Origin of the sequence: Thioalkalivibrio sp. ALR17-21 (assembly GCF_000420185.1) — a bacterium.
Lineage (GTDB): Bacteria > Pseudomonadota > Gammaproteobacteria > Ectothiorhodospirales > Ectothiorhodospiraceae > Thioalkalivibrio > Thioalkalivibrio halophilus.
Genome location: NZ_ATUL01000008.1, coordinates 100,969 through 125,785 on the forward strand (window position 1 = coordinate 100,969; position 24,817 = coordinate 125,785).

Annotated in this window: 23 protein-coding genes; 5 read left to right on the forward strand and 18 right to left on the reverse strand. The window is 68.7% G+C overall.

All coding sequences use genetic code 11. The features are described 5' to 3' along the window. Positions 1 to 41: 41 nt before the first annotated feature. The 13 genes from tolB to G020_RS0106335 form a co-directional block, all read right to left on the reverse strand. Positions 42 to 1,331 (reverse strand): Tol-Pal system beta propeller repeat protein TolB, encoded by a 1,290-nt coding sequence (gene tolB / locus G020_RS0106275; protein ID WP_024329002.1) that lies wholly within the window; start codon positions 1,329 to 1,331, stop codon positions 42 to 44. A 43-nt stretch (positions 1,332 to 1,374) separates the two neighbouring features. Continuing rightward, positions 1,375 to 2,334, reverse strand: a complete 960-nt coding sequence (gene tolA / locus G020_RS0106280) for a cell envelope integrity protein TolA (protein ID WP_018946405.1) — start codon at positions 2,332 to 2,334, stop codon at positions 1,375 to 1,377. A 10-nt stretch (positions 2,335 to 2,344) separates the two neighbouring features. Next, entirely contained in the window at positions 2,345 to 2,794 is a 450-nt protein-coding gene (gene tolR / locus G020_RS0106285) for a protein TolR (protein ID WP_018946406.1), read from the reverse strand. A 3-nt stretch (positions 2,795 to 2,797) separates the two neighbouring features. Further along, a complete protein-coding gene (tolQ, locus tag G020_RS0106290) occupies positions 2,798 to 3,475 on the reverse strand; it encodes a protein TolQ (protein WP_024329003.1) in 678 nt (225 codons plus the stop codon). A gap of 30 nt (positions 3,476 to 3,505) precedes the next feature. After that, positions 3,506 to 3,943: a tol-pal system-associated acyl-CoA thioesterase gene (gene ybgC / locus G020_RS0106295; RefSeq protein WP_018946408.1), complete on the reverse strand. Its 438-nt coding sequence runs from the start codon at positions 3,941 to 3,943 to the stop codon at positions 3,506 to 3,508. After that, on the reverse strand, positions 3,940 to 4,968 hold the full coding sequence (gene ruvB, locus G020_RS0106300; protein ID WP_018946409.1) for a Holliday junction branch migration DNA helicase RuvB: 1,029 nt from the start codon (positions 4,966 to 4,968) through the stop codon (positions 3,940 to 3,942). Before ruvB ends, ybgC begins: the two co-directional genes overlap by 4 nt. A 98-nt stretch (positions 4,969 to 5,066) precedes the next feature. Continuing rightward, positions 5,067 to 5,678, reverse strand: coding sequence for a Holliday junction branch migration protein RuvA (gene ruvA, locus G020_RS0106305; RefSeq protein WP_024329004.1), 612 nt, complete (start codon positions 5,676 to 5,678; stop codon positions 5,067 to 5,069). Next, positions 5,675 to 6,187 carry a crossover junction endodeoxyribonuclease RuvC gene (gene ruvC, locus G020_RS0106310; RefSeq protein ID WP_024329005.1) on the reverse strand — a complete coding sequence of 171 codons (513 nt, stop codon included), beginning with the start codon at positions 6,185 to 6,187 and terminating at the stop codon, positions 5,675 to 5,677. The genes ruvA and ruvC overlap by 4 nt, the downstream gene beginning before the upstream one ends. A gap of 29 nt (positions 6,188 to 6,216) precedes the next feature. Beyond that, positions 6,217 to 6,960 carry a YebC/PmpR family DNA-binding transcriptional regulator gene (locus G020_RS0106315; protein ID WP_018870022.1) on the reverse strand — a complete coding sequence of 248 codons (744 nt, stop codon included), beginning with the start codon at positions 6,958 to 6,960 and terminating at the stop codon, positions 6,217 to 6,219. A gap of 57 nt (positions 6,961 to 7,017) precedes the next feature. Then, positions 7,018 to 7,647, reverse strand: coding sequence for a triacylglycerol lipase (locus G020_RS0106320; RefSeq protein WP_018946412.1), 630 nt, complete (start codon positions 7,645 to 7,647; stop codon positions 7,018 to 7,020). A 19-nt stretch (positions 7,648 to 7,666) separates the two neighbouring features. Further along, the gene (aspS, locus tag G020_RS0106325) at positions 7,667 to 9,454 is read right to left on the reverse strand and encodes an aspartate--tRNA ligase (RefSeq protein WP_024329006.1); all 1,788 of its coding nucleotides are present in this window, start codon (positions 9,452 to 9,454) and stop codon (positions 7,667 to 7,669) included. 100 nt (positions 9,455 to 9,554) lie between these two features. After that, entirely contained in the window at positions 9,555 to 10,205 is a 651-nt protein-coding gene (locus tag G020_RS0106330) for a DUF502 domain-containing protein (RefSeq protein ID WP_018946414.1), read from the reverse strand. 5 nt (positions 10,206 to 10,210) lie between these two features. Beyond that, the gene (locus tag G020_RS0106335) at positions 10,211 to 10,507 is read right to left on the reverse strand and encodes an FmdB family zinc ribbon protein (RefSeq protein ID WP_018946415.1); all 297 of its coding nucleotides are present in this window, start codon (positions 10,505 to 10,507) and stop codon (positions 10,211 to 10,213) included. Between the two features lie 170 nt (positions 10,508 to 10,677). Here G020_RS0106335 and G020_RS0106340 point away from each other — a divergent pair, with 170 nt between their 5' ends. The 3 genes from G020_RS0106340 to G020_RS0106350 are packed head-to-tail and all read left to right on the forward strand — an operon-like array spanning position 10,678 to position 13,301. Then, a complete protein-coding gene (locus G020_RS0106340; protein WP_018946416.1) occupies positions 10,678 to 11,055 on the forward strand; it encodes a DsrE family protein in 378 nt (125 codons plus the stop codon). Positions 11,056 to 11,071: 16 nt separating this feature from the next. Next, a complete protein-coding gene (locus tag G020_RS0106345) occupies positions 11,072 to 11,932 on the forward strand; it encodes an SDR family oxidoreductase (protein ID WP_018946417.1) in 861 nt (286 codons plus the stop codon). 19 nt (positions 11,933 to 11,951) lie between these two features. Further along, complete coding sequence (locus G020_RS0106350; RefSeq protein WP_024329007.1) at positions 11,952 to 13,301, forward strand: nucleoside recognition domain-containing protein; 1,350 nt, start codon at positions 11,952 to 11,954, stop codon at positions 13,299 to 13,301. Here the strand turns inward: G020_RS0106350 and G020_RS0106355 are convergent. From G020_RS0106355 to G020_RS0106375, 5 genes are all read right to left on the reverse strand, one after another. Further along, positions 13,292 to 17,152: a PAS domain-containing protein gene (locus G020_RS0106355; protein ID WP_024329008.1), complete on the reverse strand. Its 3,861-nt coding sequence runs from the start codon at positions 17,150 to 17,152 to the stop codon at positions 13,292 to 13,294. The genes G020_RS0106350 and G020_RS0106355 overlap by 10 nt on opposite strands. Further along, positions 17,136 to 17,342, reverse strand: a complete 207-nt coding sequence (locus G020_RS0106360) for a hypothetical protein (RefSeq protein WP_018870031.1) — start codon at positions 17,340 to 17,342, stop codon at positions 17,136 to 17,138. The genes G020_RS0106355 and G020_RS0106360 overlap by 17 nt, the downstream gene beginning before the upstream one ends. Before the next feature lie 19 nt (positions 17,343 to 17,361). Next, positions 17,362 to 17,580, reverse strand: a complete 219-nt coding sequence (locus G020_RS0106365) for a hypothetical protein (RefSeq protein WP_018870032.1) — start codon at positions 17,578 to 17,580, stop codon at positions 17,362 to 17,364. 243 nt (positions 17,581 to 17,823) lie between these two features. Continuing rightward, positions 17,824 to 21,123 carry an efflux RND transporter permease subunit gene (locus G020_RS0106370; protein WP_024329009.1) on the reverse strand — a complete coding sequence of 1,100 codons (3,300 nt, stop codon included), beginning with the start codon at positions 21,121 to 21,123 and terminating at the stop codon, positions 17,824 to 17,826. After that, positions 21,120 to 22,169, reverse strand: a complete 1,050-nt coding sequence (locus G020_RS0106375) for an efflux RND transporter periplasmic adaptor subunit (RefSeq protein WP_018946421.1) — start codon at positions 22,167 to 22,169, stop codon at positions 21,120 to 21,122. The genes G020_RS0106370 and G020_RS0106375 overlap by 4 nt, the downstream gene beginning before the upstream one ends. Positions 22,170 to 22,456: 287 nt before the next feature. Between G020_RS0106375 and G020_RS0106380 the strand changes: the two genes are divergently transcribed. Next, a complete protein-coding gene (locus G020_RS0106380; RefSeq protein ID WP_024329010.1) occupies positions 22,457 to 22,798 on the forward strand; it encodes a phenylpyruvate tautomerase MIF-related protein in 342 nt (113 codons plus the stop codon). 49 nt (positions 22,799 to 22,847) lie between these two features. Next, complete coding sequence (locus G020_RS0106385) at positions 22,848 to 24,566, forward strand: proline--tRNA ligase (RefSeq protein ID WP_024329011.1); 1,719 nt, start codon at positions 22,848 to 22,850, stop codon at positions 24,564 to 24,566. The last annotated feature ends 251 nt before the right edge of the window (positions 24,567 to 24,817 follow it).

Genomic DNA, 24,817 nt, shown 5'->3' on the forward strand with positions numbered 1-24,817 from the left:
CAGGGTGTTGTCAATCATCAAAGAATCCGGGCAGACCCTCATTATTCGCCGAGTGGCGACCAGGCCGGTTCACGCACCTCGCCGTCCCGGCCCTCCAGCCGCTGGTGTACCCGGCCATCCCGGCTCACCGAGCCCAGGACGCCACGAGTGCCTTCGCTGATGGCGTACAGAATCATGCTGCCGTTGGGAGCAAAGCTCGGGGATTCGGCGTTACCGGAATCGGTCAGTCGCGTGACACGACGGTCGCCGAGATCCAGGCGGGCCAGACGGAAGCCGCCATCGCCCCCCTCGACATACACTACCGAATCGCCATCCGGGGACACCGTGACACCCGCCGCATATCCGCTCTCGAAGGTCAGGCGCCGGACATCCCCGCCGTCGGCGTCCATGCGGTAGATCTGCGGTGCCCCGGCACGGTCGGAGGTGAAATAGATGGTCCCGCCGTCCGGCGACCACGCCGGCTCGGTCTCGATCGCGGAGGAGCGCGTCAGCTGCTCCAGGTCCCCGCTCTGCAGATCCAGCCGATAGATATTGGGACTGCCGTCGCGCGACAGGCTCAGCGCCAGGTGACGTCCGTCCGGCGACCATGCCGGCGCGCTGTTGATTCCCCGGAACCGGGCCAGGCTCACCCGCTCGCCGCTGCGCACGTCGTGGCGGAAGACCTCGGACTGCCGGTTCTCGAACGACACATACACCAGTTCGTTGCCATCCGGCGACCAGGCCGGCGACATCACCGGATCCGACGAGCGGTACAGGGTGCGCGGGTTCGCGCCGTCCGAATCGGCGACCTGCAGGCGGAACTCGCGGTCGTCGCCGTCGCGCTGCACCTGCACGAAGGCGATGCGCGCACTGAACGCGCCCGGATCCCCGGTGATGGCCTCGAACACGAGATCCGACACCCGGTGCCCGCCGCGCCGCAGCATGTCGGCCGGCACCGGGATGCGCCAGCCGCCGAGGCGTTCCTCGGCAAGCACGTCGAACACATGGAAATCCACCACCACACGGTCGCCGTCCGGGCGCTTGCTGCCGACCACCACGTACTCGGCCCCGGCCGCACCCCAGGGCTCCGGAATGAAGTCCGCAGGCCCGGTGGCCCCCGAAGGCAGGTCTTCGCGCAGCACCTCGAACAACCCGCTGCGATGCAGATTGTCCCCCAGGATCCCGCTCATGCGGGTCTCCGGCTCACCTTCGCCGCGCCACTCGAACGGCGCCACGGCTACCGGGATCGCCCCCGACACGCCCTCGGTCACCGTGACCTCCAGCACCGCGTGCGCCTGGGAGGCCCCCAGCATCAGGGCAATCCCGAGCAGGCCCGTCAGGGGCCGCAACATCTTTTTCATCATTGGTGCCTGCAATGCCATTGAAACCTCACCGTCACTGCGGTTCGAACTGGATCCGGACTCCGCGCGCCGCGGCGTCGGCATCCGGCGGCTCCGGCAGGGCACGCAGGCGCTCGATCGCCTCCTCCACGGACGCGCAGAAGGCCGGCCCTCCGGCGCAGCGCTCCACCTCGAAACTGATGATACGCCCGGTCTCGTTGACCCGCACGTGCACCGTCGCCCGGTCCGACGCGCTGACGTCCGCGGGTTCGCGCCAGCGGCGCTGGACCACCGCGCTGGCCTGTGCCTGCCACTCCTCGATCGCCTCGCGGCGTTCGGCGGCCGCCTGCGCCGCCTCGCGCCGTTCCGCGGCCTCGGCCATGCGCTGCATCTCCTCTTCCATGCGTTCGCGCCGGCGCTGCTCCTCGAGTTCGCGCTCGGCTTCGGCACGCCGCTCGGCTTCCTCGCGTGCCCTGCGTTCGGCCTCCTCCTGCTCGCGACGCTCCTGTTCCTCGCGGGCCTGACGTTCGGCCTCCTCGCGTTCGCGCCGTTCCTGCTCCGCGCGCTCGCGTTCCGCTTCCGCCTCGCGCCGGGCCTGTTCAGCGGCCTCGCGCTCGCGCTCCAGACGTTCGGCTTCTTCCTGTGCCTGCCGCCGCGCCCGTTCCGCCTCTTCCAGTGCCTCGCGTCGGGCCTGCTCCTCGGCCTCGCGCCGGCGCTGTTCTTCCAGCCTGCGCTGTTCCTCGGCGCGGCGGCGTTCCTCTTCCTCGCGCAGGGCCTCGGCGATCGCCTCCTGCTCCGCGACTTCGCGTTCATGCTGGATGCGGTCGAAGGTCTCGGCGTCGACCGCCTCGGCCTGAACCACTTCCACCTCGTCGCCGGTCGTGATCTCCAGGGGCTCCCCGGAACGGCTGTCCGGCGCAAGGTTGACGTTCAGCAACAGCGCCGCGAACAGCACGCCATGCAGCGCCAGCACCAGCAGCAGGGCAAACGGATGTTGTCGCAGCAGTTCGAACACGGCGGCCGGTTCAGTCGTCGCGCGGCGGTTCGGTGATCAGGCCCACGCGGCCGCCCCCTGCCCGCTGCAGCGCGATCATCGCGTCGATCACCCGTCCGTAGTCCACATTGCGGTCGCCGCGCACGTAGGTCTGCGTGCCCGGGTGGTCCTCGAGGAACTGGATAACGATCTCGGTCATCTCCTCGGGCGCCAGCGGTTCATTCACCCGCGGTCCCTGGTTGAGGCTCAGCGCGCCCGCGGCGTCCACCGTGACGACCAGCGGTTCGGCCGCCTCGGTCCCGTCATCCAGCGCCTCGGCCTGAGCCTCGGGCAGATCCACTTCCACCCCCTGCTGCAGCATGGGCGCGGTGATCATGAAGATGATCAGCAGCACCAGCATCACGTCGATGAACGGCACGACGTTGATCTGCGACATCGGCCGCCGGCTGCGACGCTGACTGCGGAGCGAGGTCTTCGCCATGGTTTATTCGCCGGTCGTGGCGACCGACGCCTCGCTTGCGCGCGGATGGGACTGGCGGTTCAGCAGGCCCGCGAACTCTTCGCTGAAGTTCTCCAACCGCCCGGCGATGCGATCCACGTCCCCCGAGAAACGGTTGTACGCGATCACCGCCGGGATCGCCGCGAACAGCCCCAGCGCGGTCGCGATCAGGGCCTCGGCAATGCCCGGGGCGACCATTGCCAGGGTCGCCTGCTGCACCCCGGAAAGCCCGAGAAACGCATGCATGATGCCCCAGACGGTACCGAACAGGCCGATGTACGGGCTGGTCGACCCGACCGTGGCCAGGAACTGCAGATAGCGCTCCATGCCGTCCAGCTCGCGCGAGATCGCCACCCGCATCGCGCCCTGGGCCGGCTCGGCGGGCGCCATTCCGTGCTGGCGCGCACGCAGGAACTCCTTGAACCCGGAGGAGAACACATGTTCCATCGGGTTCAGTACGGTCTTGCGCCGCAATCCCTCGTAGAGATGGGACAGATCCGCGCCCGACCAGAAACGTTCCTCGAAGTCATCGGCCGCACGGTCCACGCCGCGCAGCGTGCGCGCCTTTACGATGATGGCCAGCCACGAGAACACCGAGGCCAGCACAAGGATGATCATCACCAGCTGGACCACCAGACTGGCCTCCATGATGAGCTGGTACATCGAAAAATCGACTTCCACGGGTCCTCCCCCTCAGCCGGTTGCTTCGGTCGTGTCTGCGATGGCCGTCTGCATCGCGCGGTGTACGGGCTCGGGCACCGGGGCCGGCACGCCCCGATCCGGATCCATGCAGGCGATCATTACCTCGCCCTGCACCAGCACCTCGCCGTCGCGGATAACCTCCTGGTAAAACCCCACGCTCGCGCGGCGCAGCCGCTGCGGCCGGCACGTCACTTCCAGGGACTGGTCGAAACGCGCCGGCCGGCGCAGGTCCAGGCTGGCGCGACGGACCGCGAGCACCACACCGCAATCGGCCCTCAGACGGTCCTGCCCGTAGCCGAGTTCCCGCAGCCATTCCGTGCGCGCCCGTTCCATGAATTTCAGGTAGTTGGCATGGTAGACCAGCCCGCCGGCGTCGGTGTCCTCGTAATAGACGCGCACCGGCCAGCGAAAATCCGTGGCTGCAGTCATGCACGCCCTCCGCCGGCCAGCAGGTCCCCGTCCCCGCCGGGCAGGTCAAACATCGCCAGCGTGCGCCGGGTCGCCTGGCGGCCGCGCGGGGTGCGCTGCAGGTAGCCCTGCTGGATCAGGAAGGGCTCGACCACGTCCTCCAGGGTCCCGCGATCCTCGTTGAGCGCGGTGGCCAGGCTCTCCACGCCCACCGGCCCGCCGTCGAACTTGTCCACCAGCACCTCCAGCAGGCGCCGGTCCTGAGCGTCCAGGCCGCCGGCGTCGATCGCCAGCAGATCCAGACCGTGCTCCGCGACCTCGGCGGTGATCACCCCGCTGGCGCGCACCTCGGCATAATCGCGCACCCGCCGCAGCAGGCGATTGGCCAGCCGCGGGGTGCCACGCCCGCGCCGCGCGATGGCCTCGGCCCCGGCGGCATCGATGCCCACGCCCAGCAGCCCGGCGGCCCGCTCGACAATATGCGCCAGGTCGGTGACGGAATAATGATTGAGGCGTTGCACGATGCCGAAACGGTCGCGCAGCGGCGCCGACAGCAGCCCCGCGCGGGTGGTGGCCCCGACCAGCGTGAATGGCGGCAGATCGACCTTGATGGAGCGCGCGGCCGGCCCTTCGCCGATCACGATGTCCAGCTGCGAGTCCTCCAGCGCGGGGTACAGCACCTCTTCCACCACCGTGGGCAGGCGGTGGATCTCGTCGACGAACAGCACATCGCGCGGTTCCAGCGCGGTGAGGATCGCGGCCAGATCCCCGGCGCGTTCCAGCACCGGGCCGGAGGTCTGGCGCAGCCCCACCCCCAGTTCGTGGGCGACGATGTGCGCCAGGGTCGTCTTGCCCAGCCCCGGCGGACCGGCCACCAGGGTGTGATCCAGGGCCTCGCCCCGGCCACGCGCGGCATCGATGAACAGGCCCAGCTGTTCCACGACCTGCGGCTGGCCGGTGTAGTCCGTCAGCCGTTTCGGCCGCAGGCTCACTTCGGCGCCGGCGTCCTCGGACTGATGCTGCATGTCGACCAGGCGGGATTCCATGCGCTGCAGTATGCATCCTGCCGGGAACCATTTACAGGGGCTCCCGGCTGTGGTTTTCGCGGAATCCGGGCCGGATCACGCCCGCCCGGCATGCAGCCTCAGGAACGCACGGTCGCACGCAGGGCGAGGCGCACCAGGGTCTCCACCGAATCGGCCTGTTCGCGCACCGCGGCCACCATCTTCTCCGCGCTGGCACGCGCATAGCCCAGGGCCTCCAGCGCCGCCAGGGCCTCGTCCTCCATCGACGGGCCGGCCGTAGCCGGCGCCGCATCGCCCCCCGCCTCCGGAGCCGACCCGCCAAAGCCGAGTTCGCCCAGACGCTCGCCCAGCTCCAGGGCCACGCGTTCGGCGGTGCGCTTGCCGATCCCGGGCACCTTCGCCAGCCCGGTGGTGTCGCCGGACCGGATCAGCCCGGCGAGCTCGTCGCCGGCATAGGTCGACAGCATCGCCAGCGCCAGACGCGCACCGATGCCGTTCACCCGGATCAGCCGGCGGAACAGGTCACGGTCGCGGCGATGATGGAACCCGTACAGCTGATGGGCGTCCTCGCGCACCACCAGATGGGTGGCCAGCACCACGGTCTCGCCCGGGTCCGGCAACAGGGCCAGCGTGGACACCGGCACGTCCACCTCGTAGCCGACGCCGCCGACGTCCAGCAGCACGCCGCCGGGCTCGCGACTGATCAGGGTCCCCTCCAGACGCGCGATCATGTGCGGCCTCCGCCGATGGCGGCGGCCGGCTGCAACCGCGCCTGGCTGGCATCGGTATGCGCATGGCACAGCGCCACGGCCAGGGCGTCGGCGGCGTCGCTGGACGCCGGTTCGCCGAGAGAAAGGATCTGCTGCGTCATGTGCTGTACCTGCTCCTTGCCGGCACCGCCAACCCCGACCACGGCCAGCTTGATCGCGCGCGGGGTGTATTCGTGGACGGGCAACCCCGCCCGGGTAGCGGCACAGATGGCCGCCCCGCGCGCCTGCCCGAGCTTGATCGCGGACTGCGCATTGCGTGCGACGAACACGCTCTCGATCGCGAGCACCTCGGGGGCCAGCTCGGCGATCACCTCCTCGATCCCCACAAAGATCTCGCCGAGGCGCTCGGGGAACGCCTTCGCCCGCGGGCGCACCACGCCGTGCCCCAGCGAGCGCGACTGCCGCGACCCGGTTTCGATCACCGCGAAACCGGTCAGGCGCGAACCGGGATCAATGCCGAGGATGCGCACCGCTTCAGCCCCGCCGCCGAATCCGCAGCTCAACCATCGCCGCCCACCCCTTCGGGGAAGTTGGCGTTGGTGTAGACGTTCTGCACATCGTCCAGATCGTCCAGCATGTTCAGGAGCTTCAGCACCGTCTCGGCGGTTTCCTCGTCCAGCGGGGAAAGGGTCTCCGGACGCATGGTGACCTCCGAATTTTCCGGCTCCAGACCGTGATCCAGCAGGGCCTGACGCACGTCCTGATAGGCGTCCGGGTCGGTGAGGACCTCGATGGAACCGTCATCGTCCACCAGCACGTCCTCGGCACCGCCCTCCAGCGCCGGCTCCATCACCGTCTCCTCGTCCAGCCCCGGAGCAAAGCTGATCACGCCCTTCTTCTCGAACAGATAGGCCACCGAACCGTCGGTGCCGAGATTGCCGCCCATCTTGTTGAAGGCATGGCGCACCTCCGACACCGTACGATTGCGGTTGTCGGTCATGCAGTCGACCATGATCGCCGCCCCCCCGGGGCCGTAGCCCTCGTAGCGCAGCTCCTCGTAGGCCTCGCCCTCGGTCTCCCCGGCACCCCGCTTCGCCGCGCGCTCGATGGTGTCGCGCGTCATGTTGTTCTTGAGCGCGTTGTCAAAGGCCAGACGCAGCCGCGGATTGGTCTCCGGATCCGGCCCGCCATGGCGCGCGGCGACGGTGATTTCGCGGATCAGCTTGGTGAACAGCTTGCCGCGCTTCGCGTCCTGCGCACTCTTGCGGTGCTTGATGTTCGCCCACTTGCTGTGACCGGCCATGGTGTTCCGCCTCCTCGTTGCCTGTGCTCAGGGAAACGCTGCTCAGTGTAACGGGGTTCAGAGGTCGAATTCCCCGTGCTCCAGGAAATGCGCGACGGCCTGCGCGACCGGATCGCTGAAGATCAGGCCCATGTGGGTGACCGGTGCCTGGAGATGCCGGGACACTTCCGGCCCCCGGGTCTCCTCCACCGCGACCAGGCCATCATGCGGTTCGGGCAGTTCGGTCAGCAGCGGCCCCGGAAAACGCCCGCGGGTACCGGCGATCATCCCCACCTGACGCCCGCGCAGCACCGGGCTGCCGCCCAGCAGACCGCGATCCAGCGCGCGCCCCAACCACCAGCGCCCGGCCCGGTTGGCGGCCAGCCGCGCGGCCACCCGACTGCCGGCGAGCGGGGAACCCAGCATCACCACGCGCCCCGGCCGCTGCACCGGCGCCACCGCGAACAGGTGCCGCAGGATCACCCCGCCAAGGCTGTGGCCGACCAGGTGCACCATGTCGTCCGGCAGGGTCTCCAGCCAGGCCGCCAGGGCGCGCGCGACTTCCTCGGGACTGGCCCGGCGCGACGGATAGCGAAACGCCCGCACCCGGTAGCCCGCCGCGCGCAGACGGCGCCGCAGCAGCACCATCTCCACCCCGGTCATGTGCCAGCCATGCAGGGTCACCACCGTGGTCCGCATGGCCGTCATCGCCGCGCTGCCCCCGGGCCTATTGCGCGCCGTCGCCGGCAACCCCGGCCCGCAGGCGGATGCCCAGTTCGCGCAGCGGCTTCTCGCCCACCGGCGCCGGGGCGTCGGTCAGCAGACAGGCCGCGGTCTGGGTCTTGGGGAACGCCATCACGTCGCGGATCGAGTGGGCGCCGCTCATCAACATCACCAGCCGATCCAGCCCGAACGCCAGGCCGCCATGCGGCGGGGCGCCGAAGTTCAGCGCATCCAGCAGGAAGCCGAATTTCTCGCGCGCCTCTTCCTCGCCGATGCCCAGCGCCTCGAACGCGGCCTGCTGCATCTCCGGGTTGTGGATACGGATGGAGCCACCGCCGACCTCAGTGCCGTTAAGCACCATGTCGTAGGCCCGCGACATGGCCTCGCGCGGGTTCTCGCGCAGAGCGTCGGGGCTGTCGGTGGCCGGGGCGGTGAACGGGTGATGCAGGGCGTACAGGCGTTTGTCGTCCGGATCCCACTCGAACATCGGGAAATCCACCACCCACAGCGGGCACCAGCCGGGCTCGACCAGGCCGCGATCATGGCCGACCTGCACGCGCAGCGCACCGAGCGCCTCGTTCACCACGTCGGCGCGGTCCGCGCCGAAGAAGATCAGGTCGCCGGCGGCCGCGCCAGTACGCGCGAGAATCTCGCGGATCACGTCCTCGGGCAGGAACTTGAGGATCGGCGACTGCAGCCCGTTCGCAGGATCGGCGGGGTCGTTGACCTTGATGTACGCAAGACCCTTCGCCCCGTAGCGCCCGACGAACTCGGTGTAGCCGTCGATCTCCTTGCGGGTCAGCTCCGCCCCGCCCGGCACGCGCAGGGCGGCCACCCGCCCTTCGGGGTCGTTCGCCGGCGCGTTGAAGACCTTGAACTCCACCGCCTGCATCACCTCGGTCAGCTCGGTGAACTCCAGCGGGATGCGCAGATCCGGCTTGTCCGAACCGAAGCGGGTCATCGCCTCGGCATGACTCATGCGCGGGAACGGATCGTCCAGCTCGATGCCCATGACCTCGCGGAACAGATGACGCATCAGCTCCTCGGTCACGCCCATCACGTCGGCCTCGTCGACGAACGCCATCTCCATGTCCAGCTGGGTGAACTCCGGCTGGCGGTCGGCACGCAGATCCTCATCGCGGAAGCAGCGGGTGATCTGGTAGTAGCGGTCCATGCCGGACATCATCAGCAGCTGCTTGAACAGCTGCGGCGACTGCGGCAGGGCGAAGAAGCTGCCCGCGTGGGTGCGCGACGGCACCAGGTAATCGCGCGCGCCCTCGGGGGTCGCGCGCGTCAGCATCGGCGTCTCGAGATCGAGGAAGTCGCGCTCCTCGAGGAACCGGCGCATCGCCGCGGTGACCCGGCCGCGCAGGCGCAGGCGCTCCTGCATCACCGGGCGGCGCAGATCCATGTAGCGATAGCGCAGGCGGGTATCCTCGCCCACGTCCTCGTCATCCAGCGGGAACGGCGGGGTCTTTGCCGCGTTCAGCACCTCCAGTTCCAGGCCGAGGATCTCGACCGCGCCGGTGGTCAGTTCGGGGTTCTCGGTGCCCTCGGGGCGCCGGCGCACGCGGCCGGTCATGCGGATCACGTATTCGCTGCGCAGCTGCTCGGCACGCGCGAAGACCTCCTCGCGGTCCGGATCGAACACCACCTGCACCAGTCCGGCGTGATCACGCAGATCGACAAAGATCACGCCGCCGTGGTCGCGGCGGCGGTTGACCCAGCCACACAGGGTCACTTCGGAATCGAGGTCGCTTTCGGTGACCTGCCCACAGAGATGCGTTCGCATTGCGCCGTTCCAGCTGCCGGGCGCGGCATGCCGGTCACGGCGGCCGCGCGGGTTGATCGGGGAAAACGGGCGCGTCACGCCCGTCAAAGGGCCGGAAATGTTACGGCCTGCCCCCGTCCCGCGCAACCGGAAGCGGCGCGCTGACGGGATCATCGGACGGTATCACCACCCCCAGCGACATCACGAACTTGAGCCCGTCCTCCACCGACATGTCCAGCTCGGTAACCTCGGTGCGCGGGGTCAGCAGGACGAAGCCGGAGGTCGGGTTGGGGGCGGTGGGCACGAACACCGTCACCATGTCCTCGCCGGTGCGTTCGCGGGTCTCCGGAGTGGCGGTACCGGTCAGAAACGCGATGGACCAGGTCCCCCGACGGGGATACTCGATCATCACCACCTTGCGAAACGACTCCCCGCCGTTGGTGAAGACCGTCTCGGTAACCTGTTTCACCGCGCCATAGATGGTGCTCACCAGCGGGATGCGCCGCACCACCGCCTCGCCCAGGTGCACCAGACGGCGGCCAACGATGTTGGCCACGATCATCCCGGTCACCAGCACGATCGCCACCGCCAGCACCACCCCGGCACCCGGCAGGTCGAAGCCCAGCCATGCCTCCGGGCGCCAGGCCTCCGGCAGCACCAGCACGCTGTAATCCAGCAGGTCCACCAGCAGCTTGATGACGTAGCCGGTCACCACCAGTGGCAACCAGACCAGCAGGCCCGCGATCACGTAACGCCGGAGCGCGGCCAGCATACGGCTCAGCCTCCGGACGCGGCAGCCTTGCCACCGCTGTCACCGGAACCCGAACTCCCCGAACTGTCCGCACCGGAACTCCCCCCGGAACCTGCACCGTCCTTCAGGTTGCGCTGCCCGCCCTGCTTGAAGTCGGTCTCGTACCAGCCGCCGCCCGACAGGCGGAACCCGGCGGCCGAGACCTGCTTGGTCAGGGCTTCGGCGCCGCACTGCGGGCAGGTGGTGGCGGGCGGGTCGGAGATCTTCTGCAGGATCTCGGAGACCTGGCGGCATTCCTGGCAGGCGTATTCATAGATCGGCATGACGGTATTCTCCCGAGGTCGGTTCATCGATCAACAGTGGATAGCCGTATTATGCGGGCGGCGGCCCGGATTAAAAGCATCCATGGCGATTGCTTCGCGCGGCCGGAGGTCGGATCATGCAGCGCATTGCGCAAACCGTATCCAACCCGCCCTGAAAAGCGAGAGAAGAGATGGCCGACAAGATCGTGATCATGCTCCTGAACCTGGACCTCGACCGCCCCGGCACCCTGGGCGCGCCGTTCTTCCAGGCCACCGTGGCCGCCGCCATGGATCTGGAAGTGGAGATCTACTTCGCCGCGCAGACCACCCGTCTGCTGCGCCGGGGCGTGGCCGAGCAGATGTACCCGGGCGAAGCGCAGGAAAAATCGGTCTACAGTTTCATGCAGGACGCCCACGAGGCCGGCGCGCGATTCTACGCCTGCGCCGGCGCGATGGACGAAAACGGCCTGACGCTGGACAACGCGGTGCCCGAGCTCGATGGCATGCGTGGCGGCGGGGCCTTCATCGGCGAGGTCGTCGAGGACGGTGTCGCCTCCCTCACCTACTGATTCCGGGGGATCCCTCGTGAGTGCCGCCGATACCGATGCCCGCGCCGTCCTGATCACCGGCTGCTCCTCCGGGATCGGGGCCCACGCAGCCCGTTCTCTGCGCGACCGTGGCTATCGCGTGTTCGCCACCGCGCGCGCCGCGGAAGACATCTCGCGTCTGAAGAACGAGGGTTTCGAGGCCCTGCAACTGGACCTCAACGACTCCGCCAGCATCCGCAGCGCGGCGCACGAGGTCCTGCACCGCACCGGCGGGAAGCTCTACGGCCTGTTCAACAACGGCGCCTACGGCCAGCCGGGGGCGGTGGAAGACCTCTCGCGCGCCGCCCTGCGCGCCCAGCTGGAGACCAACGTGCTGGGCTGGCTGGAGCTCACCAACCTGGTGATCCCGGCGATGCGCCGCGCCGGCGAGGGGCGCATCATCCAGAACTCGTCGGTGCTGGGCTTCGCCCCGCTGCGCCTGCGCGGGGCCTACGTCACCTCCAAGTTCGCGATCGAGGGGATGTCCGACACCCTGCGCCAGGAACTCCACGGCAGCGGCGTCCGGGTCTCCATCATCCAGCCGGGTCCCATCCGCTCCGAATTCCGCGCCAACGCGCTGAAGGCCTTCCGCCAGCACATCCACCGGGCACACAGCCCCTGGGCGCGGACCTACGAGGCCGCCGAGGCGCGCATGGCGAACGCGGAGGCCGACGCCCCGTTCACCCTCGGGCCGGAGGCCGTGACCCGCTGCGTGATCCACGCCCTGGAGGCGCGGCGCCCGAAACTGCGCTACCGCGTGACCTTCCCCACGCACCTGTTCGCCTTCCTCCGGGCAATCCTGCCGGCGCGCTGGATGGACGCCTTCCTGCGGCTGGTCTCGCGCGGCGAGAACCGCTGAACATCACGGCCCCCGGCGCATGAACGCGATCTTTCTTGCGCTGGTCGTCATCGCGTTCACCACCGCGGCGCTGCGCGAGCTGCGCTCCACCGATCCGGAGGAACGCCCCATGGCGGACCTCTCCGAAGGCGCAGTGGAGGCAGCCGGCGCCGCGGTGGAACTGGCGCTGGGGCTGGTCGGGGTAATGGCGCTGTTCCTGGGCCTGATGAAGATCGCCGAGGCCGGCGGCCTGCTCACCGTCCTCGCCCGCCTGCTGCGGCCGCTGATGGTGCGCCTGTTCCCCGACGTCCCGCCGGAACATCCGGCAATGGGCGCGATGATCCTCAACTTCTCCGCCAACATTCTGGGCCTGGGCAACGCCGCCACGCCCTTCGGCATCCGCGCGATGCAGGAACTGGAGAAGCTCAACCCCCACCCGGGCACCGCCACCAACGCGATGGCGCTGTTCCTGGCGATCAACACCTCCAGCATCACCCTGCTGCCCACCGGGGTGATCGCGCTGCGTGCCTCGCTGGGCTCGGAGGATCCGGCCGCCATCCTGCCGACCACGCTGTTCGCGACGCTGTTCGCGACGGTCGCCGGGATCACCAGCGCGCTGGTCCTGCAACGCTGGTTCCGTCCCCCGGCGGCCACCCGCGAGATCCCGCCCGGCGGCCTTGACGACCCCGACGCCGAAGCCGACCCCGCCGGGGACCGGCGTTCCGATGCGGACCGGGACACGGAGCCGGGCGAGCAGCCCCAGCCGATGAACATCGAGGTCCCGGCCGAGGGCTATCCCGCCTGGGTCTCGATCCTGGTCCTGCTGGGGGTGCTGACGATCATCCCGCTGACCATCATCTACGGCCAGGCCATCGCCCCGTGGATCATCCCGGGACTGGTGGTGGGCTTCCTCACCTATGGCGTCATCCGCGGCGTGCCGGTATACGAGGTCTTCGTCGAGGGGGCGAAAGAGGGCTTCAACGTGGCCCTGCGGATCATCCCGTATCTGGTGGCGATCCTGGTCGCGGTGGGCATGCTGCGCGAGAGCGGCGCGCTGGGGATGTTCGTCGGGCTGGTCGGGCCGTGGACCACGCCCTTCGGGCTGCCCGCCGAGGCCCTGCCGATGGCACTGCTGCGGCCACTGTCCGGGTCGGGCGCCTACGGCATCATGGCCGGGATCATGCAGGACCCGGCCACCGGGCCGGATACCCACGTCGGCATGCTGGTGTCCACCCTGCAGGGCTCCACCGAGACCACCTTCTACGTGCTCGCGGTCTATTTCGGCGCGATCGGGGTCAAGCGGGTCCGCCATACCCTGGCGGCCGCGCTGAGCGCCGACGCGGTGGCGGTGGTCGCCGCGGTCGCGATCGTCGCCTGGCTCTACCTCTGAGCGCTGCCCGCGAACGCCTGGCGCACCCGTTCACGCAGTCCGGCCGGATCCACCGGCTTGGTGATCACCTCCGCGAAACCGGCCGCCAGCGCACGCTCACGCGTCGGGTCGGTGGCATCGGCGGTCACCGCCAGCACCGGGACGCCGGCCAGCAGGTCGTCGGCCCGCAGCGCGCGCAGCACCTGATAACCGTCCATGCCGGGCATCGCCAGATCCAGCAGAATCAGTTCCGGCGCCAGCCGCGCCGCCTCCTCCAGGCCCTTCAGGGGGGTCTCGGCCACCACCGTTTCCAGGTCCGACTCCGGTCCCAGGACCTCTTCCATCAGGCGCAGGTTGGCCGGCTGATCATCGATGCACAGCACCGTGCGCGGCGTGCCGGACGCCGGCAGTTCCGATGCGCCGGCCGCGGCCGGGTGATCGGGCCCGCCCCCGGGTGTTGCCCCGAGATCGCTGTCCGCGGCCAGCGGCAGTTCGAACCAGAAGCAGGAACCCTCGCCCGGCGTGCTCGTCACGCCCAGCCGGCCGTCCATCATCTCCACCAGGTGCCGGGTGATGGTGAGCCCCACGCCGCTGCCCTCCACCCCGCTGGAGTCCGCCTCCAGCCGGTCGAAGGGCTGGAACAGCCGTTCCTGTTGCTCGGCAGTCAGTCCGGGGCCGGTGTCGTGCACCTCCAGCTGCAGCCCCTGTTGCCCCGCAGCGCCCAGCAGCGTCACCCGCCCGCCTTCGCGGTTGTACTTGATGGCGTTGGACAAGAGATTCAGCAGGACCTGTTTGAGCCGGGTACGGTCGGCCTGCACGCGCGGGGCATCCGCGGTGGCCGCCCGCGCGCCTTCCAGGCGAACTTCGCGCTCCTGCGCCAGCGGCCGCAGCAGCGACAGGCACTCGTCCACCACGTCCGCCACGTCCACCGGTTCCGGCGTCACCTGCAGCCGCCCCGACTCGATACGCGCGAGGTCCAGGATCTCGTTGATCAGCTCCAGCAGGTGCCGGCCGGCGCGGGCGATCTCGTCCAGCTGACTCTGCTGGCGCTCGCCCAGCGACGTGTCGCGCTGCAACAGCTGGGCAAAGCCCAGGATGGCGTTCATCGGCGTGCGCAGCTCGTGGCTCATGTTGGACAGGAAGTCGGACTTCGCCCGGCTCGCCTGCTCGGCCTCCTCGCGGGCCCGCTGCAGCTCGGCGCGCCGCTGCAGCTCCGCGGTGAAATCCCCGAAGATGTTGAAGATGTACTGCGGCTCGCTACGGCTGTCACGCACCACGCCGATGGTACTGCTGGACATGAACACCGCGCCGTTGCGGCAGCGGATCGGCAGCTGACCGGTCCAGGCCCCGCCAGCCTCGCGGATTTCGTCGATCTCGCGCGCCGACTGTTCCGCCTCCGCCGGGATCAGTTCGCGATAGGATCGGCCCGCCAGATCGGCCTCCTCGAAGCCGGTCATCTCCAGCACCGCGGGGTTGTTGTACACCATGCGGCCTTCCCGGTCGGCGACCGAGATCGCCTGTTCCGAGGCCTCGAAGATGCGCCGGAACAGCGACAGTTCTTCCTGTGCCTGCTGCAGCTCGGTCACGTCCTGAACGGTTCCGGTCAGCCGGCCGTTCTGTTCCCGGCCCCCGGTGCTTTCGCCATGGGCAATCAGATGCAGGTGCCGCAGTTCGCCGTCATCGCGCCGGATGCGCAGAAACACCTCGCCCCGCCCCTCGGCCAGCACCCCGGCATATTCGCGGTCGAGCCGCTCGCGATCCTCGGGGTGCACGAACGCACGAAAGCCCTCCATGCTCACCGGAGCGTCGCCCGGGGAGAGGGCGAAGATCTCGTAGACCACGTCGGACCACCACAGCGCTCCGGTCACCGGATCGTGTTCCCAGTGCCCCACGCGCGCAAGGCGCTGGGCTTCGCGCAGCCGCGTGGTCTGACGGGTCAACGCCAGCTCGGACTGCTTGCGCTTGGTGATGTCCTGCGACACACCCAGCATGTGCAGCACGCCGCCACTGGCGTCGCGCTCGACGTCACCGCGCTGCAGCAGCCAGCGAACCGTGCCATCCGGCCAGACCACCCGGTGCTCCAGTTCGAGATAGGACCCGCGACGCAGGGAACTGCGGATGGCGTTTTCCACCCGCTCGCGATCCTCCGGGTGCACGGCACCGAGAAAGTTTTCCACCGTGGGCTCGAGGTCTCCGTGAGCGTGGCCCAGCAGGGGCGCGATACGCTCGGACCACTGCAGTTCCTCGCGTCCCGGGGTCCATTCCCAGGTCCCCATGTTGGCGAAGCGCTGGCTGCTGCGCAGGCGATGCTCCTGACGCTTCACCGTGGTGATGTCGGTGCGGATCGACACGTACTGATACGGCAGGCCGTCGCCATCCAGATAGGGAACGATGGTGGTCTCGACCCAGTACAGCGAGCCGTCCCGCGCGCGGTTGCAGAGCTCGCCCTGCCAGATGCGGCCCGCGGCAATGGTTTCCCAGAGTTCCGCATAGACCGAGGGAGTGTGCACCCCCGATTTCAGCAGGCGATGGTTGCGCCCCAGAAGGTCGGACACCGCATGGCCGCTGACCCGCGCGAACCGTTCGTTGGCATAGATGATGTCGCCGGCCACGTCCGTGATGCTCACCAGCGCGTGCTCGTTGACCGCGAGATGCTCGCGTTCGCGTTCATACAGCGCCTGACGATACGCGGAGGTGACCCCGTCGACCTGGCGCTGCTGACGGGCCCGGGCCACCACCGCGTCCGCCAGCCGGCGCGGCTCCACCGGTTTGAGGAACACCCCGCTCGCCCCGGGGTGCAGGGCCATCAGCTCGTTCACCCGTCCGGGATCGGCGGTCAGGACCAGCATGGGGATGGAGGAACCGTTGTCGCGGGTGCGCAGCAGGGCCGCGAACTCCTCGGCGCTGCACCCCCCTTCGTCCAGATCCAGCACCAGGACCTCGACCTCGCCGCCGTGGAGGCCGGCCAGCGCCGCATCGGGGTCCGGCTGGACCTCCACCGTCAGTCCGGCCTCCCGCAGACCCGCCACCAGGGTGTCGTCGGCAGCCTCGGGGCGGGCACTCGCCAGGAGAACCCGATACCCCGTATCCGCGACCACCCCGCCGATCTGCACCAGCTGCTCCAGCAGAGTATCGTCCGCCAGCGGGTAATCGAGGCAGCGGGCCGCTCCCTCGCGCACGGCCTGCAGGCGCGCCCCGGGGCTCCAGGAGCGCGCCACCACCAGGGTCGGCAAAAACCCGCGTCCCGGTTCCTGCAGTCGCGTGAGCACCGCGGACTCCGGGGTTACCTCGCCGACGCAGACCACCCGCGCGGTGACCCCGCCGGCGCCCGCCGCGTCCGGTTCGGCGCCGGTCAGCACCACGGCGAAGCCGTGATCACGCAGCATGCCCGCCACTGCCTCGCCGACTTCCGGGACCTCCGCGACCACCTGCACCCGGCCGCCACCCGCATCCGCCGACACCTGCGGCTGGAGGCGCGTCTCCGGCACCCCCTGTTCCTGACGCGCCCAGGCCTCCGCGGCGGCCTCCAGGCGCGCGAGGCCCAGACGCAGCAGTTCGCGATCGGCAGTGTTCGGACGGGCCCGCAGCCCGGCCAGGGTCGCCTGTAGTGACTCGGCCAGGCGCAGGATCTCCTGCACCCCGTGAGTCCGGGCCACGCGGGCCAGGGCGCTGACCTCGCGATACAGCCGGTCCACGCAGTCCCCGGAGCATTCACCCTGATCGAGCTCGCCCGCGGCGTCGCGCAGGCGTGCGAGGCGCTCGCTCAGAAAGGCCGGAAAAGCGGCCCGCGAGCGCCCGCCGGACACGGTGTCCGGGGTCTCGATACCGGCTGCCTGCTCCCCCGTCCGGGGGGCATCAGTTCGGCGGTCCACCGGGCGTTATGTCCTTGTCCTTCACGATGAAGTACACCCCCGCCGCAGCGAGGACCATCCACAGGAACAGGGCCACCACGCCGATCCGCTCCCACAGCGGAACGAAGAAGAACAGCATCAGGGCCGCCAGCCCCAGCAGGATATTGCCGATGACGAAATTCGAGGGGCGGCCGCCGGACGGATCGGACATGACAGTCTCCTGCAGTGGCTTACTGCTTCTTGTACTGACTGAAATCGAATTGACCCGCGGTCATCTCGTCCCACAGATCGCTTTGCAGCACGGCGAGCAGCTTGAACAGCTTGCGCAGCTCCGGATCCTCCATGAAACTCTGATCACTGCTGGCCTTCAGGGCCTCCACCAGGGTCGCGCACTGTTCGCGGCTGATCCCGGTGACATCCAGGCCCTCGTCTCCCATGTCCACATTCATCGAGCCACTCCGGTTCGTTCGGGCCCCCGATTGTATGCCGGTACCGTCGCCCGGCGAAAACGCCGGACTCCGGTCGTGCCATTGCCATGCAACAACGTGCCGGGGCCGCTACTCGCCCCCGCCTGCGTCATTGCGAGGAGCCGAAGGCGACGTGGCAATCGGTTGCTGCCCGCAGTGCACCGGGGCCGGGGGTCGCCATGGCGATTGCTTCGTCGCTACGCTCCTCGCAATGACGGGGCCGGCTTACGCCTCCTGTTCGCGGATCTGGTCCACCCGGTTGCGCACGTAGAGGTAGTACAGCACCGGGATGATGACCAGGGTCAGCACCGTGGAGACGAACACCCCGAAGATCAGCGAGATCGCCAGCCCGGAGAAGATCGGGTCATCGAGGATGAACCCGGCCCCGACCATCGCCGCCAGGCCCGTCAGCACGATGGGCTTGGCGCGTACCGCACCGGCATGCACGACCGCCTCGATGGTATCCACCCCGCGACGCAGCTCATCGTTGATGAAGTCCACCAGCAGAATCGAGTTGCGCACGATGATCCCGGCCAGCGCGATCATCCCGATCATGGAGGTCGCCGTGAACTTGGCGTCCATGAAGAACGCATCCACGAACGCATGCCCCGGCATCACCCCGATCACCGTCAGCGGGATCGGCGCCATGATGATCAGCGGCACCATGTACGAGCGGAACTGCGCGACCACCAGCAGGTAGATCAGGATCAGCCCCACCGAGTAGGCGATGCCCATGTCGCGGAAGGTCTCGTAGGTCACCTGCCACTCGCCGTCCCATTTCAGGCTGTAGTTATACGGATCGCCCGGCTGGCTGATGAACCGCTGTTCCAGCGGCTCGCCATGGACCATGGGCGTGTCGCGCAGCCCGAAGAACATGTCGAACATGCCGTACAGCGGACTGTCCACTCCGCCCGCCAGATCGCCCTGCACGTAGACCACCGGCAGCAGGTTCTTGTGATGGATGGAGTGCTCGCGACTCGAATCCACCACGGTCACTACCTCGGACAGCGGCACCAGCTCCCCGCTCTGCGAGCGGACCTTGAGTCCCAGAACCGGCTCCAGGCTGCCCTTCTCCGCGCGATCGAACTCCAGACGGACCGGTACCGCGTACTTGATGTTCGAGCCGTAGAGGTAGGTGACATCCTCGCCCGACAGCGCAGTATCGATGGCCTCGACCACGGCCATCTGCGGCACACCCAGGTGCGCGGCGCGCTCGCGGTCCACCTGCAGGATCTTCTTCGGCCCCGGGTGTTCCACCGAGTCATCGATGTCGGTGAGACCCTCGGTGTCCTCGAACACCTCGCGCACCTGCTTCGCCACCTCGATCTGACCGTCGTAGTCCGGACCGTAGATCTCGGCGACGATCGGCGACATCACCGGCGGTCCCGGCGGCACCTCGACCACCTTGACCGCCGCGCCGTCATAGCGCCCGGCGATGGCATTGATCTCGTCGCGCACCGACAGCGCGATGTCGTGGCTGCGGCGGTCACGCTCGGAGTCGTGCACCAGGTTCACCTGGATGTCGCCGACATGGCTGCCCTCGCGCAGGTAGTACTGCCGCACCAGGCCATTGAAGTTGATGGGCGTGGCCGTGCCCGCGTAGGTCTGCACGTCGTGCACCTCGGGCACCGTCTTGAGGTAGTCGGCCATCTCGCCCAGCACCTGGCCGGTGCGTTCCAGACTGGTGCCCTCGGGCATGTCCAGCACGACCTGGAACTCCGACTTGTCGTCGAATGGCAGCATTTTCAGCACCACCAGCTGGTAATAGGCCAGCGACACCGAGCCCAGGATCAGCACGAGCGTGCCGCCCCAAAGCACCATGCGATTCACCTTCTTCCGCCCGCCGGTTCCCAGGAACGGAAGCAGGACGAAATTGAACAGGCGCATCAGGCCGGCAGAAGCAGCTTCGCCCTCGTGCGCACCATGGCCGCCGCCGGCCTCCAGCTGCTCGCCCTGACGCCGCAGCACCTTGTAGGTCAGCCACGGAGTCACCACGTAGGCCACTGCCAGCGACAGGACCATCCCCATGGAGGCGTTGATCGGGATGGGGCTCATGTACGGCCCCATCAGCCCGGTAACGAAGGCCATGGGCAGCAGCGCCGCGATCACGGTAAAGGTCGCGAGGATGGTCGGGCCGCCCACCTCGTCCACCGCCAGCGGGATGGATTCGAGGAACTTGCGCCCGCCCTGGACCATGTGTCGGTGGATGTTCTCCACCACCACGATCGCGTCGTCCACCAGGATGCCGATGGCGAAGATCAGCGCGAACAGCGACACCCGGTTGAGGGTAAAGCCCCAGGCCCAGGACGCGAACAGCGTGAGCGCCAGGGTAATGATCACCGCCACGCCGACGATGAAGGCTTCACGCCAGCCCAGGGCGATCCATACCAGAATGATCACCGATGCGGTCGCCAGCATCAGCTTCTGGATCAGCGTGGACGCCTTGTCCTCGGCCGTCTGCCCGTAATTGCGGGTAATCGAGACCTCCACGCCCTCGGGAATGTAAGTCCCCTTCAGCTGATCCAGACGCTCGATGACCTGGTCGGCGATGTCAGGGGCGTTGGTGCCGGGCTGTTTGGCCACCGCCACGGTCACCGCCGGGTGACTCTGACCGATGTGCCCGCCGCCCTCGGCCGCGGCACCATGCGCGAAGCGTACTTGCTCGCTCGGATAGCCGGGGCCCTGTTCGACCTCGGCCACGTCTTCCAGATGCACCGGACGTCCGTCATGCATCCCCACCACCAGCCGCGCAAACGCCTCGGGCTCGGTGATGAAATCGCCGGCCTGGATCAGGATCTCCTCGTCGTCCTGATACAGATGCCCGGCATCGCGCGAGAAGTTCGACACTGCCAGGGCCTCGCGCAGGTCGTCCACCGCGAGGTTGTGCGCCGCCAGCATCTCCGGCTTGAAGCGCACGTGAACCACGTGATCGGGCCCGCCCACGGTGTAGATGTCGCGCGTGCCGGAGACGCGCTTGAGCTGAGTTTCCAGCCCGTGGGCCACCCGCAGCAGGTCGTGTCCGCCGCGCTCCTCGTCCTCGGTCCACAGGGTCACGTTGACGATGGGCACGTCGTCGATGCCCATCGGCCGCACCATCGGCTCGCCGACCCCGAGGTTCTGCGGTATCCAGTCATCGTTGGAGAAGATCTGGTTGTACAGCCGTACCAGCGCCGCGGTGCGGTCCTCGCCGACCTCGAACTGCACGGTGATGTGCGCCATGTCCGGACGCGAGGTGGAGTAGATGTCATCCATCCCCTCGATCTCGGACAGCACCTGCTCCGCCGGCGTGGAAACCAGGTGGGCCACCTCCTCGGCGCTGGCTCCGGGGAACGGGATGAACACGTCCGCCATGGTGACGTTGATCTGCGGCTCTTCCTCGCGCGGGGTCACCAGGATGGCGAACAACCCCAGCAAAAGGCCCACCAGCGCCAGCAGGGGCGTGATCTGGGTCGTCAGAAACGCCTTCGCGATGCGCCCGGAGATCCCCATGCGCTCCGGAGCCGCTTCCGCGCTGCCGCCGCTCATCGCGTCACCTGCTGGTGTTCCTTCATGAAGATCGCGGCATGCACCGGATCCAGGGCGACGCGTTCACCCTCGCGCAGCCCGCCCAGGATTTCGATCATGCCGTCATGCTCGCGCCCGGTCCGGACCTGACGAAAGCGCACCCGGCCCTGTTCGTCGATCACGTACACCGCGATCACCTCGGAGCGATAGGCCACGGCCTCCTGCGGCACCATCAGCCGCTCGACCTCGTCCAGCACGAAAGCCGATTTCACGAACATGCCGGGAAACAGACCGCGATTGTTCTCGTCCTCGGGCAGGTTCACGCGCACCCGGAAGGTGCCGCTCCGCGGATCCGCGTAGGGGAAGAGGGTCAGATTCTCGGCGGCGATCCGCTCACCGGAATCCAGGATGACCTCGGCTTCGCGGCGATCCCGCAACCCGGGCATCAGGCGCTGCGGGACGTCCACCTCGACCCGCAGGCGATCCAGGCTCAGTCCCGCCAGAAGTGGCGATCCCGGCGACACCGATTCCCCGACCTCGACCATGCGCTCGGTCACGATCCCGGAGTACGGCGCATACACCTCGGTGTAACCCAGCTGTTCGCGGGCTTCATCCACCCGCCCCTCGGCCGAGCGCAGGCGCGCACGGGCCGATTCCAGCTGGGCCTCGGCCCGCTCGAACTCCGAGCGCGACACCACGTTCTGCTCGAACACCTCGCGAATGCGTTCGAACTCCGAACGCGCCTCGCGGAAACGTGCCCGCGCATCGGCCAGGTCACCCTCGGCCTGACTCAGACGCGCCTGCTGCTGGACATCGCTGATGCGCAGCAGGAGCTCGTCTTCCTCGACAAAGTCATCCACGTCCACGTAGATCTCGCGGACCCGCCCGGAGGTCTGGGCCGAGATGGTGGAGCGCTGGACCGCCTCGACACGGCCATCCAGCACACGCTCCTGCGGCAGGGTCAGACGTTCGGCTTCGGCGGTTTCAAAGGGCAGATCATCGGCCTGGGCCGTCAGCGGCAGAGCCAGCGCAAGCAGCGCGGCCCCGAGGATCGGGAGTCGTGTCATGGTGTGGTCCTTCCGGATATTCGGCCCTCTCCTGCCACCCTTCTTGCGGGGCGGTCAGCCGTCACGGGGCCGTTCTTTAATATATTAGTTTTCCCTAATGTAACGGAGTCGGCCACGGGCAGGCAAATCCCCGACCCCAACCCCGGTAACTGCCCGAAGTATAGCTTTCCCCGCCGGTTTTGCAGCAGAGCACCTGCGCCCCCTGCACCGCGCCGCGTCTGTCCGTATCATGTCGGCACCCGCACGGGGACGTTCCCCGACCGCCGTTTCATTCCCGGGAGACCGCCATGCCACTGCTGCGTATCGAGACCAACGTTGCCCTGCCCGCCGATCCGGATGCCGTCACCGCCCGCCTGTCGGCCGCGGTCGCCGAATGGCTGAGCAAGCCCGAGGGCTACGTGATGGTCGCCCTTGGCCACAACCCCCACATGCGCTTCGGCGGCAGCACCGCCCCCCTGGCCTACTGCGAACTCAAGAGCATCGGCCTGCCCGAGGGCCTGACCCGCGAGCTGTCACGCAAGCTGTGCGACGCCCTGCAGGCCGAACTGGGCGTGGAGCCAGCGCGCGTCTACATCGAGTTCGCCGATGCCCCGCGGCATTTCTGGGGCACCAACGGCACCACGTTCTGATCCCGAACCCCCTCCGCTCAACGACCACCGACCACAAGGCCCGAGCCCCATGCGCGTCTCGCAATTCCCGCTGAACACCCTGAAGGAAACCCCGGCCGACGCCGAGATCGTCTCTCACCAGCTGATGCTGCGCGCCGGCTACATCCGCCGGCTCGCTTCCGGCCTGTACACCTGGCTGCCACTGGGGCTGCGCGTACTGCGCCGGGTGGAGAACATCGTGCGCGAGGAGATGGACCGCGCCGGGGGCCTGGAGGTGCTGATGCCGGCCATCCAGCCGGCCGAACTCTGGCAGGAATCCGGGCGCTGGGACTTCTACGGGGCCGAGCTGCTGCGCATCAAGGACCGCCACGAACGCGATTTCTGCTATGGCCCGACCCACGAAGAGGTCATCACCGACCTGGTGCGCCGCGAGATCCGCAGCTATCGCCAGCTGCCGGTGAACTACTACCAGATCCAGACCAAGTTCCGCGACGAGCGCCGCCCGCGCTTCGGCGTGATGCGCGCGCGCGAATTCCTGATGAAGGACGCCTACTCCTTCCATCTGGATGCCGACTCGCTGGGGCAGACCTACCAGCAGATGCACGACGCCTACTGCCGCATCTTCCAGCGCTGCGGCCTCGATTTCCGTGCGGTGGAGGCCGACACCGGCGCGATCGGGGGCAACGCCTCGCACGAGTTCCACGTGCTGGCCGCCTCCGGCGAGGACGCGATCGCCTTCTCCCCGGGCGGCTTTGCCGCCAACGTCGAACTCGCGCCCTGCCCCGGCCCCGCCGCGCCGGCCGCCCCCGACGAAACGCTGCAGAAGGTCGCCACCCCGGACGTCCACACCATCGCCGATCTCGCGGCCTTCCTCCACGTGCCGACCGAACGCACGGTCAAGACCCTGGTGGTGGCCGCCAGCGACGCGGTCGACGCCGATCTGGTCGCCCTGGTGCTGCGCGGCGACCACGAACTCAACGACGTGAAGGCCGAGAAACACCCCTGGATCGCCGAACCCCTGCGCATGGCGGAGGCGGGCGAGATCCGTACCGCGTTCGGCGCCGACCCCGGCTCGCTGGGCCCGGTGGACAGCCCGATCCCGGTGCTGGCCGACCACGCCGTGCTCGGCATGGCCGACATGGTGGTCGGCGCCAACGAGGACGGCCACCACCTGACCGGCGTCAACTGGGAACGCGATCTGCCACGTCCGGAGGGTGCCGACCTGCGCAACATCACCGAGGGCGAACCCGCGCCCGACGGCTCCGGCCCCATCGAGATCCGCCGCGGCATCGAGGTCGGCCACATCTTCCAGCTCGGCGACAAGTACAGCCAGGCCCTGGGCGCCCGGGTGCTGGACGAGGACGGCCGCGAACAGATCGTCACCATGGGCTGCTACGGCATCGGCGTCTCGCGCGTGGTCGCCGCCGCGATCGAACAGAACTCCGACGAGCGCGGCATCTGCTGGCCCACCGCCATCGCCCCGTTCGACATCGCCCTGTGCCCGATCGGCGCGAAGAAGTCGCAGCGCGTGCGCGAGGCCGCCGAACAGCTGCACGACGAGCTCGAGGCCGCCGGCTTCCAGGTCCTGCTGGACGACCGCGAACAGCGCCCCGGCGTGATGTTCGCCGACATGGAGCTGATCGGCATCCCGCACCGGATCGTGATCGGCGAGCGCGGCCTGGACGCCGGCGAGCTCGAATACCAGGCCCGCACCGCCGGCGAGGCCGAACACCTGCCGATGGACGGGCTGGTGGCGGCCCTGCGCGAACGCACCGGGCACGGCGCGTAGGCGCCACCCGCACCGGCGCCCGGATGCGGCTGCAGGAACTTGCTTGCAAGCGATGGGGCTGCTGGTGCCCGTGCTTGACCGCTGCCGCCAGGCCTTGAGCTGACGCTGCGGAGTCGGCGGTTTTCGGCTGCCGCCGGGGGTGTTGCGCTCTCTCGCGAGCGCGCCGCGAGGTCCTTTCTTGTGTGAACAAGAAAGGACCCAAAGAAGTCACCCCGACTGCCGCATCCCGGTCCGCTGACGCGGCCCGGGAT

Coding starts and splice junctions, on each gene's coding strand:
- G020_RS0106315 (WP_018870022.1), bottom strand. CDS start 6,960: ATGGCCGGTCACAGCAAGTGGGCGAACATCAAGCACCGCAAGAGTGCG.
- G020_RS0106360 (WP_018870031.1), bottom strand. CDS start 17,342: ATGTCCGATCCGTCCGGCGGCCGCCCCTCGAATTTCGTCATCGGCAAT.
- G020_RS0106335 (WP_018946415.1), bottom strand. CDS start 10,507: ATGCCGATCTATGAATACGCCTGCCAGGAATGCCGCCAGGTCTCCGAG.
- G020_RS0106330 (WP_018946414.1), bottom strand. CDS start 10,205: ATGCTGGCCGCGCTCCGGCGTTACGTGATCGCGGGCCTGCTGGTCTGG.
- G020_RS0106385 (WP_024329011.1), top strand. CDS start 22,848: ATGCGCGTCTCGCAATTCCCGCTGAACACCCTGAAGGAAACCCCGGCC.
- ruvA (WP_024329004.1), bottom strand. CDS start 5,678: ATGATCGCGCGTCTGGAGGGGACCCTGATCAGTCGCGAGCCCGGCGGC.
- G020_RS0106365 (WP_018870032.1), bottom strand. CDS start 17,580: ATGAATGTGGACATGGGAGACGAGGGCCTGGATGTCACCGGGATCAGC.
- aspS (WP_024329006.1), bottom strand. CDS start 9,454: ATGCGAACGCATCTCTGTGGGCAGGTCACCGAAAGCGACCTCGATTCC.
- G020_RS0106380 (WP_024329010.1), top strand. CDS start 22,457: ATGCCACTGCTGCGTATCGAGACCAACGTTGCCCTGCCCGCCGATCCG.
- G020_RS0106375 (WP_018946421.1), bottom strand. CDS start 22,169: ATGACACGACTCCCGATCCTCGGGGCCGCGCTGCTTGCGCTGGCTCTG.
- G020_RS0106350 (WP_024329007.1), top strand. CDS start 11,952: ATGAACGCGATCTTTCTTGCGCTGGTCGTCATCGCGTTCACCACCGCG.
- tolB (WP_024329002.1), bottom strand. CDS start 1,331: ATGTTGCGGCCCCTGACGGGCCTGCTCGGGATTGCCCTGATGCTGGGG.
- ybgC (WP_018946408.1), bottom strand. CDS start 3,943: ATGACTGCAGCCACGGATTTTCGCTGGCCGGTGCGCGTCTATTACGAG.
- tolR (WP_018946406.1), bottom strand. CDS start 2,794: ATGGCGAAGACCTCGCTCCGCAGTCAGCGTCGCAGCCGGCGGCCGATG.
- G020_RS0106320 (WP_018946412.1), bottom strand. CDS start 7,647: ATGACGGCCATGCGGACCACGGTGGTGACCCTGCATGGCTGGCACATG.
- tolQ (WP_024329003.1), bottom strand. CDS start 3,475: ATGTACCAGCTCATCATGGAGGCCAGTCTGGTGGTCCAGCTGGTGATG.
- G020_RS0106370 (WP_024329009.1), bottom strand. CDS start 21,123: ATGAGCGGCGGCAGCGCGGAAGCGGCTCCGGAGCGCATGGGGATCTCC.
- ruvB (WP_018946409.1), bottom strand. CDS start 4,968: ATGGAATCCCGCCTGGTCGACATGCAGCATCAGTCCGAGGACGCCGGC.
- G020_RS0106340 (WP_018946416.1), top strand. CDS start 10,678: ATGGCCGACAAGATCGTGATCATGCTCCTGAACCTGGACCTCGACCGC.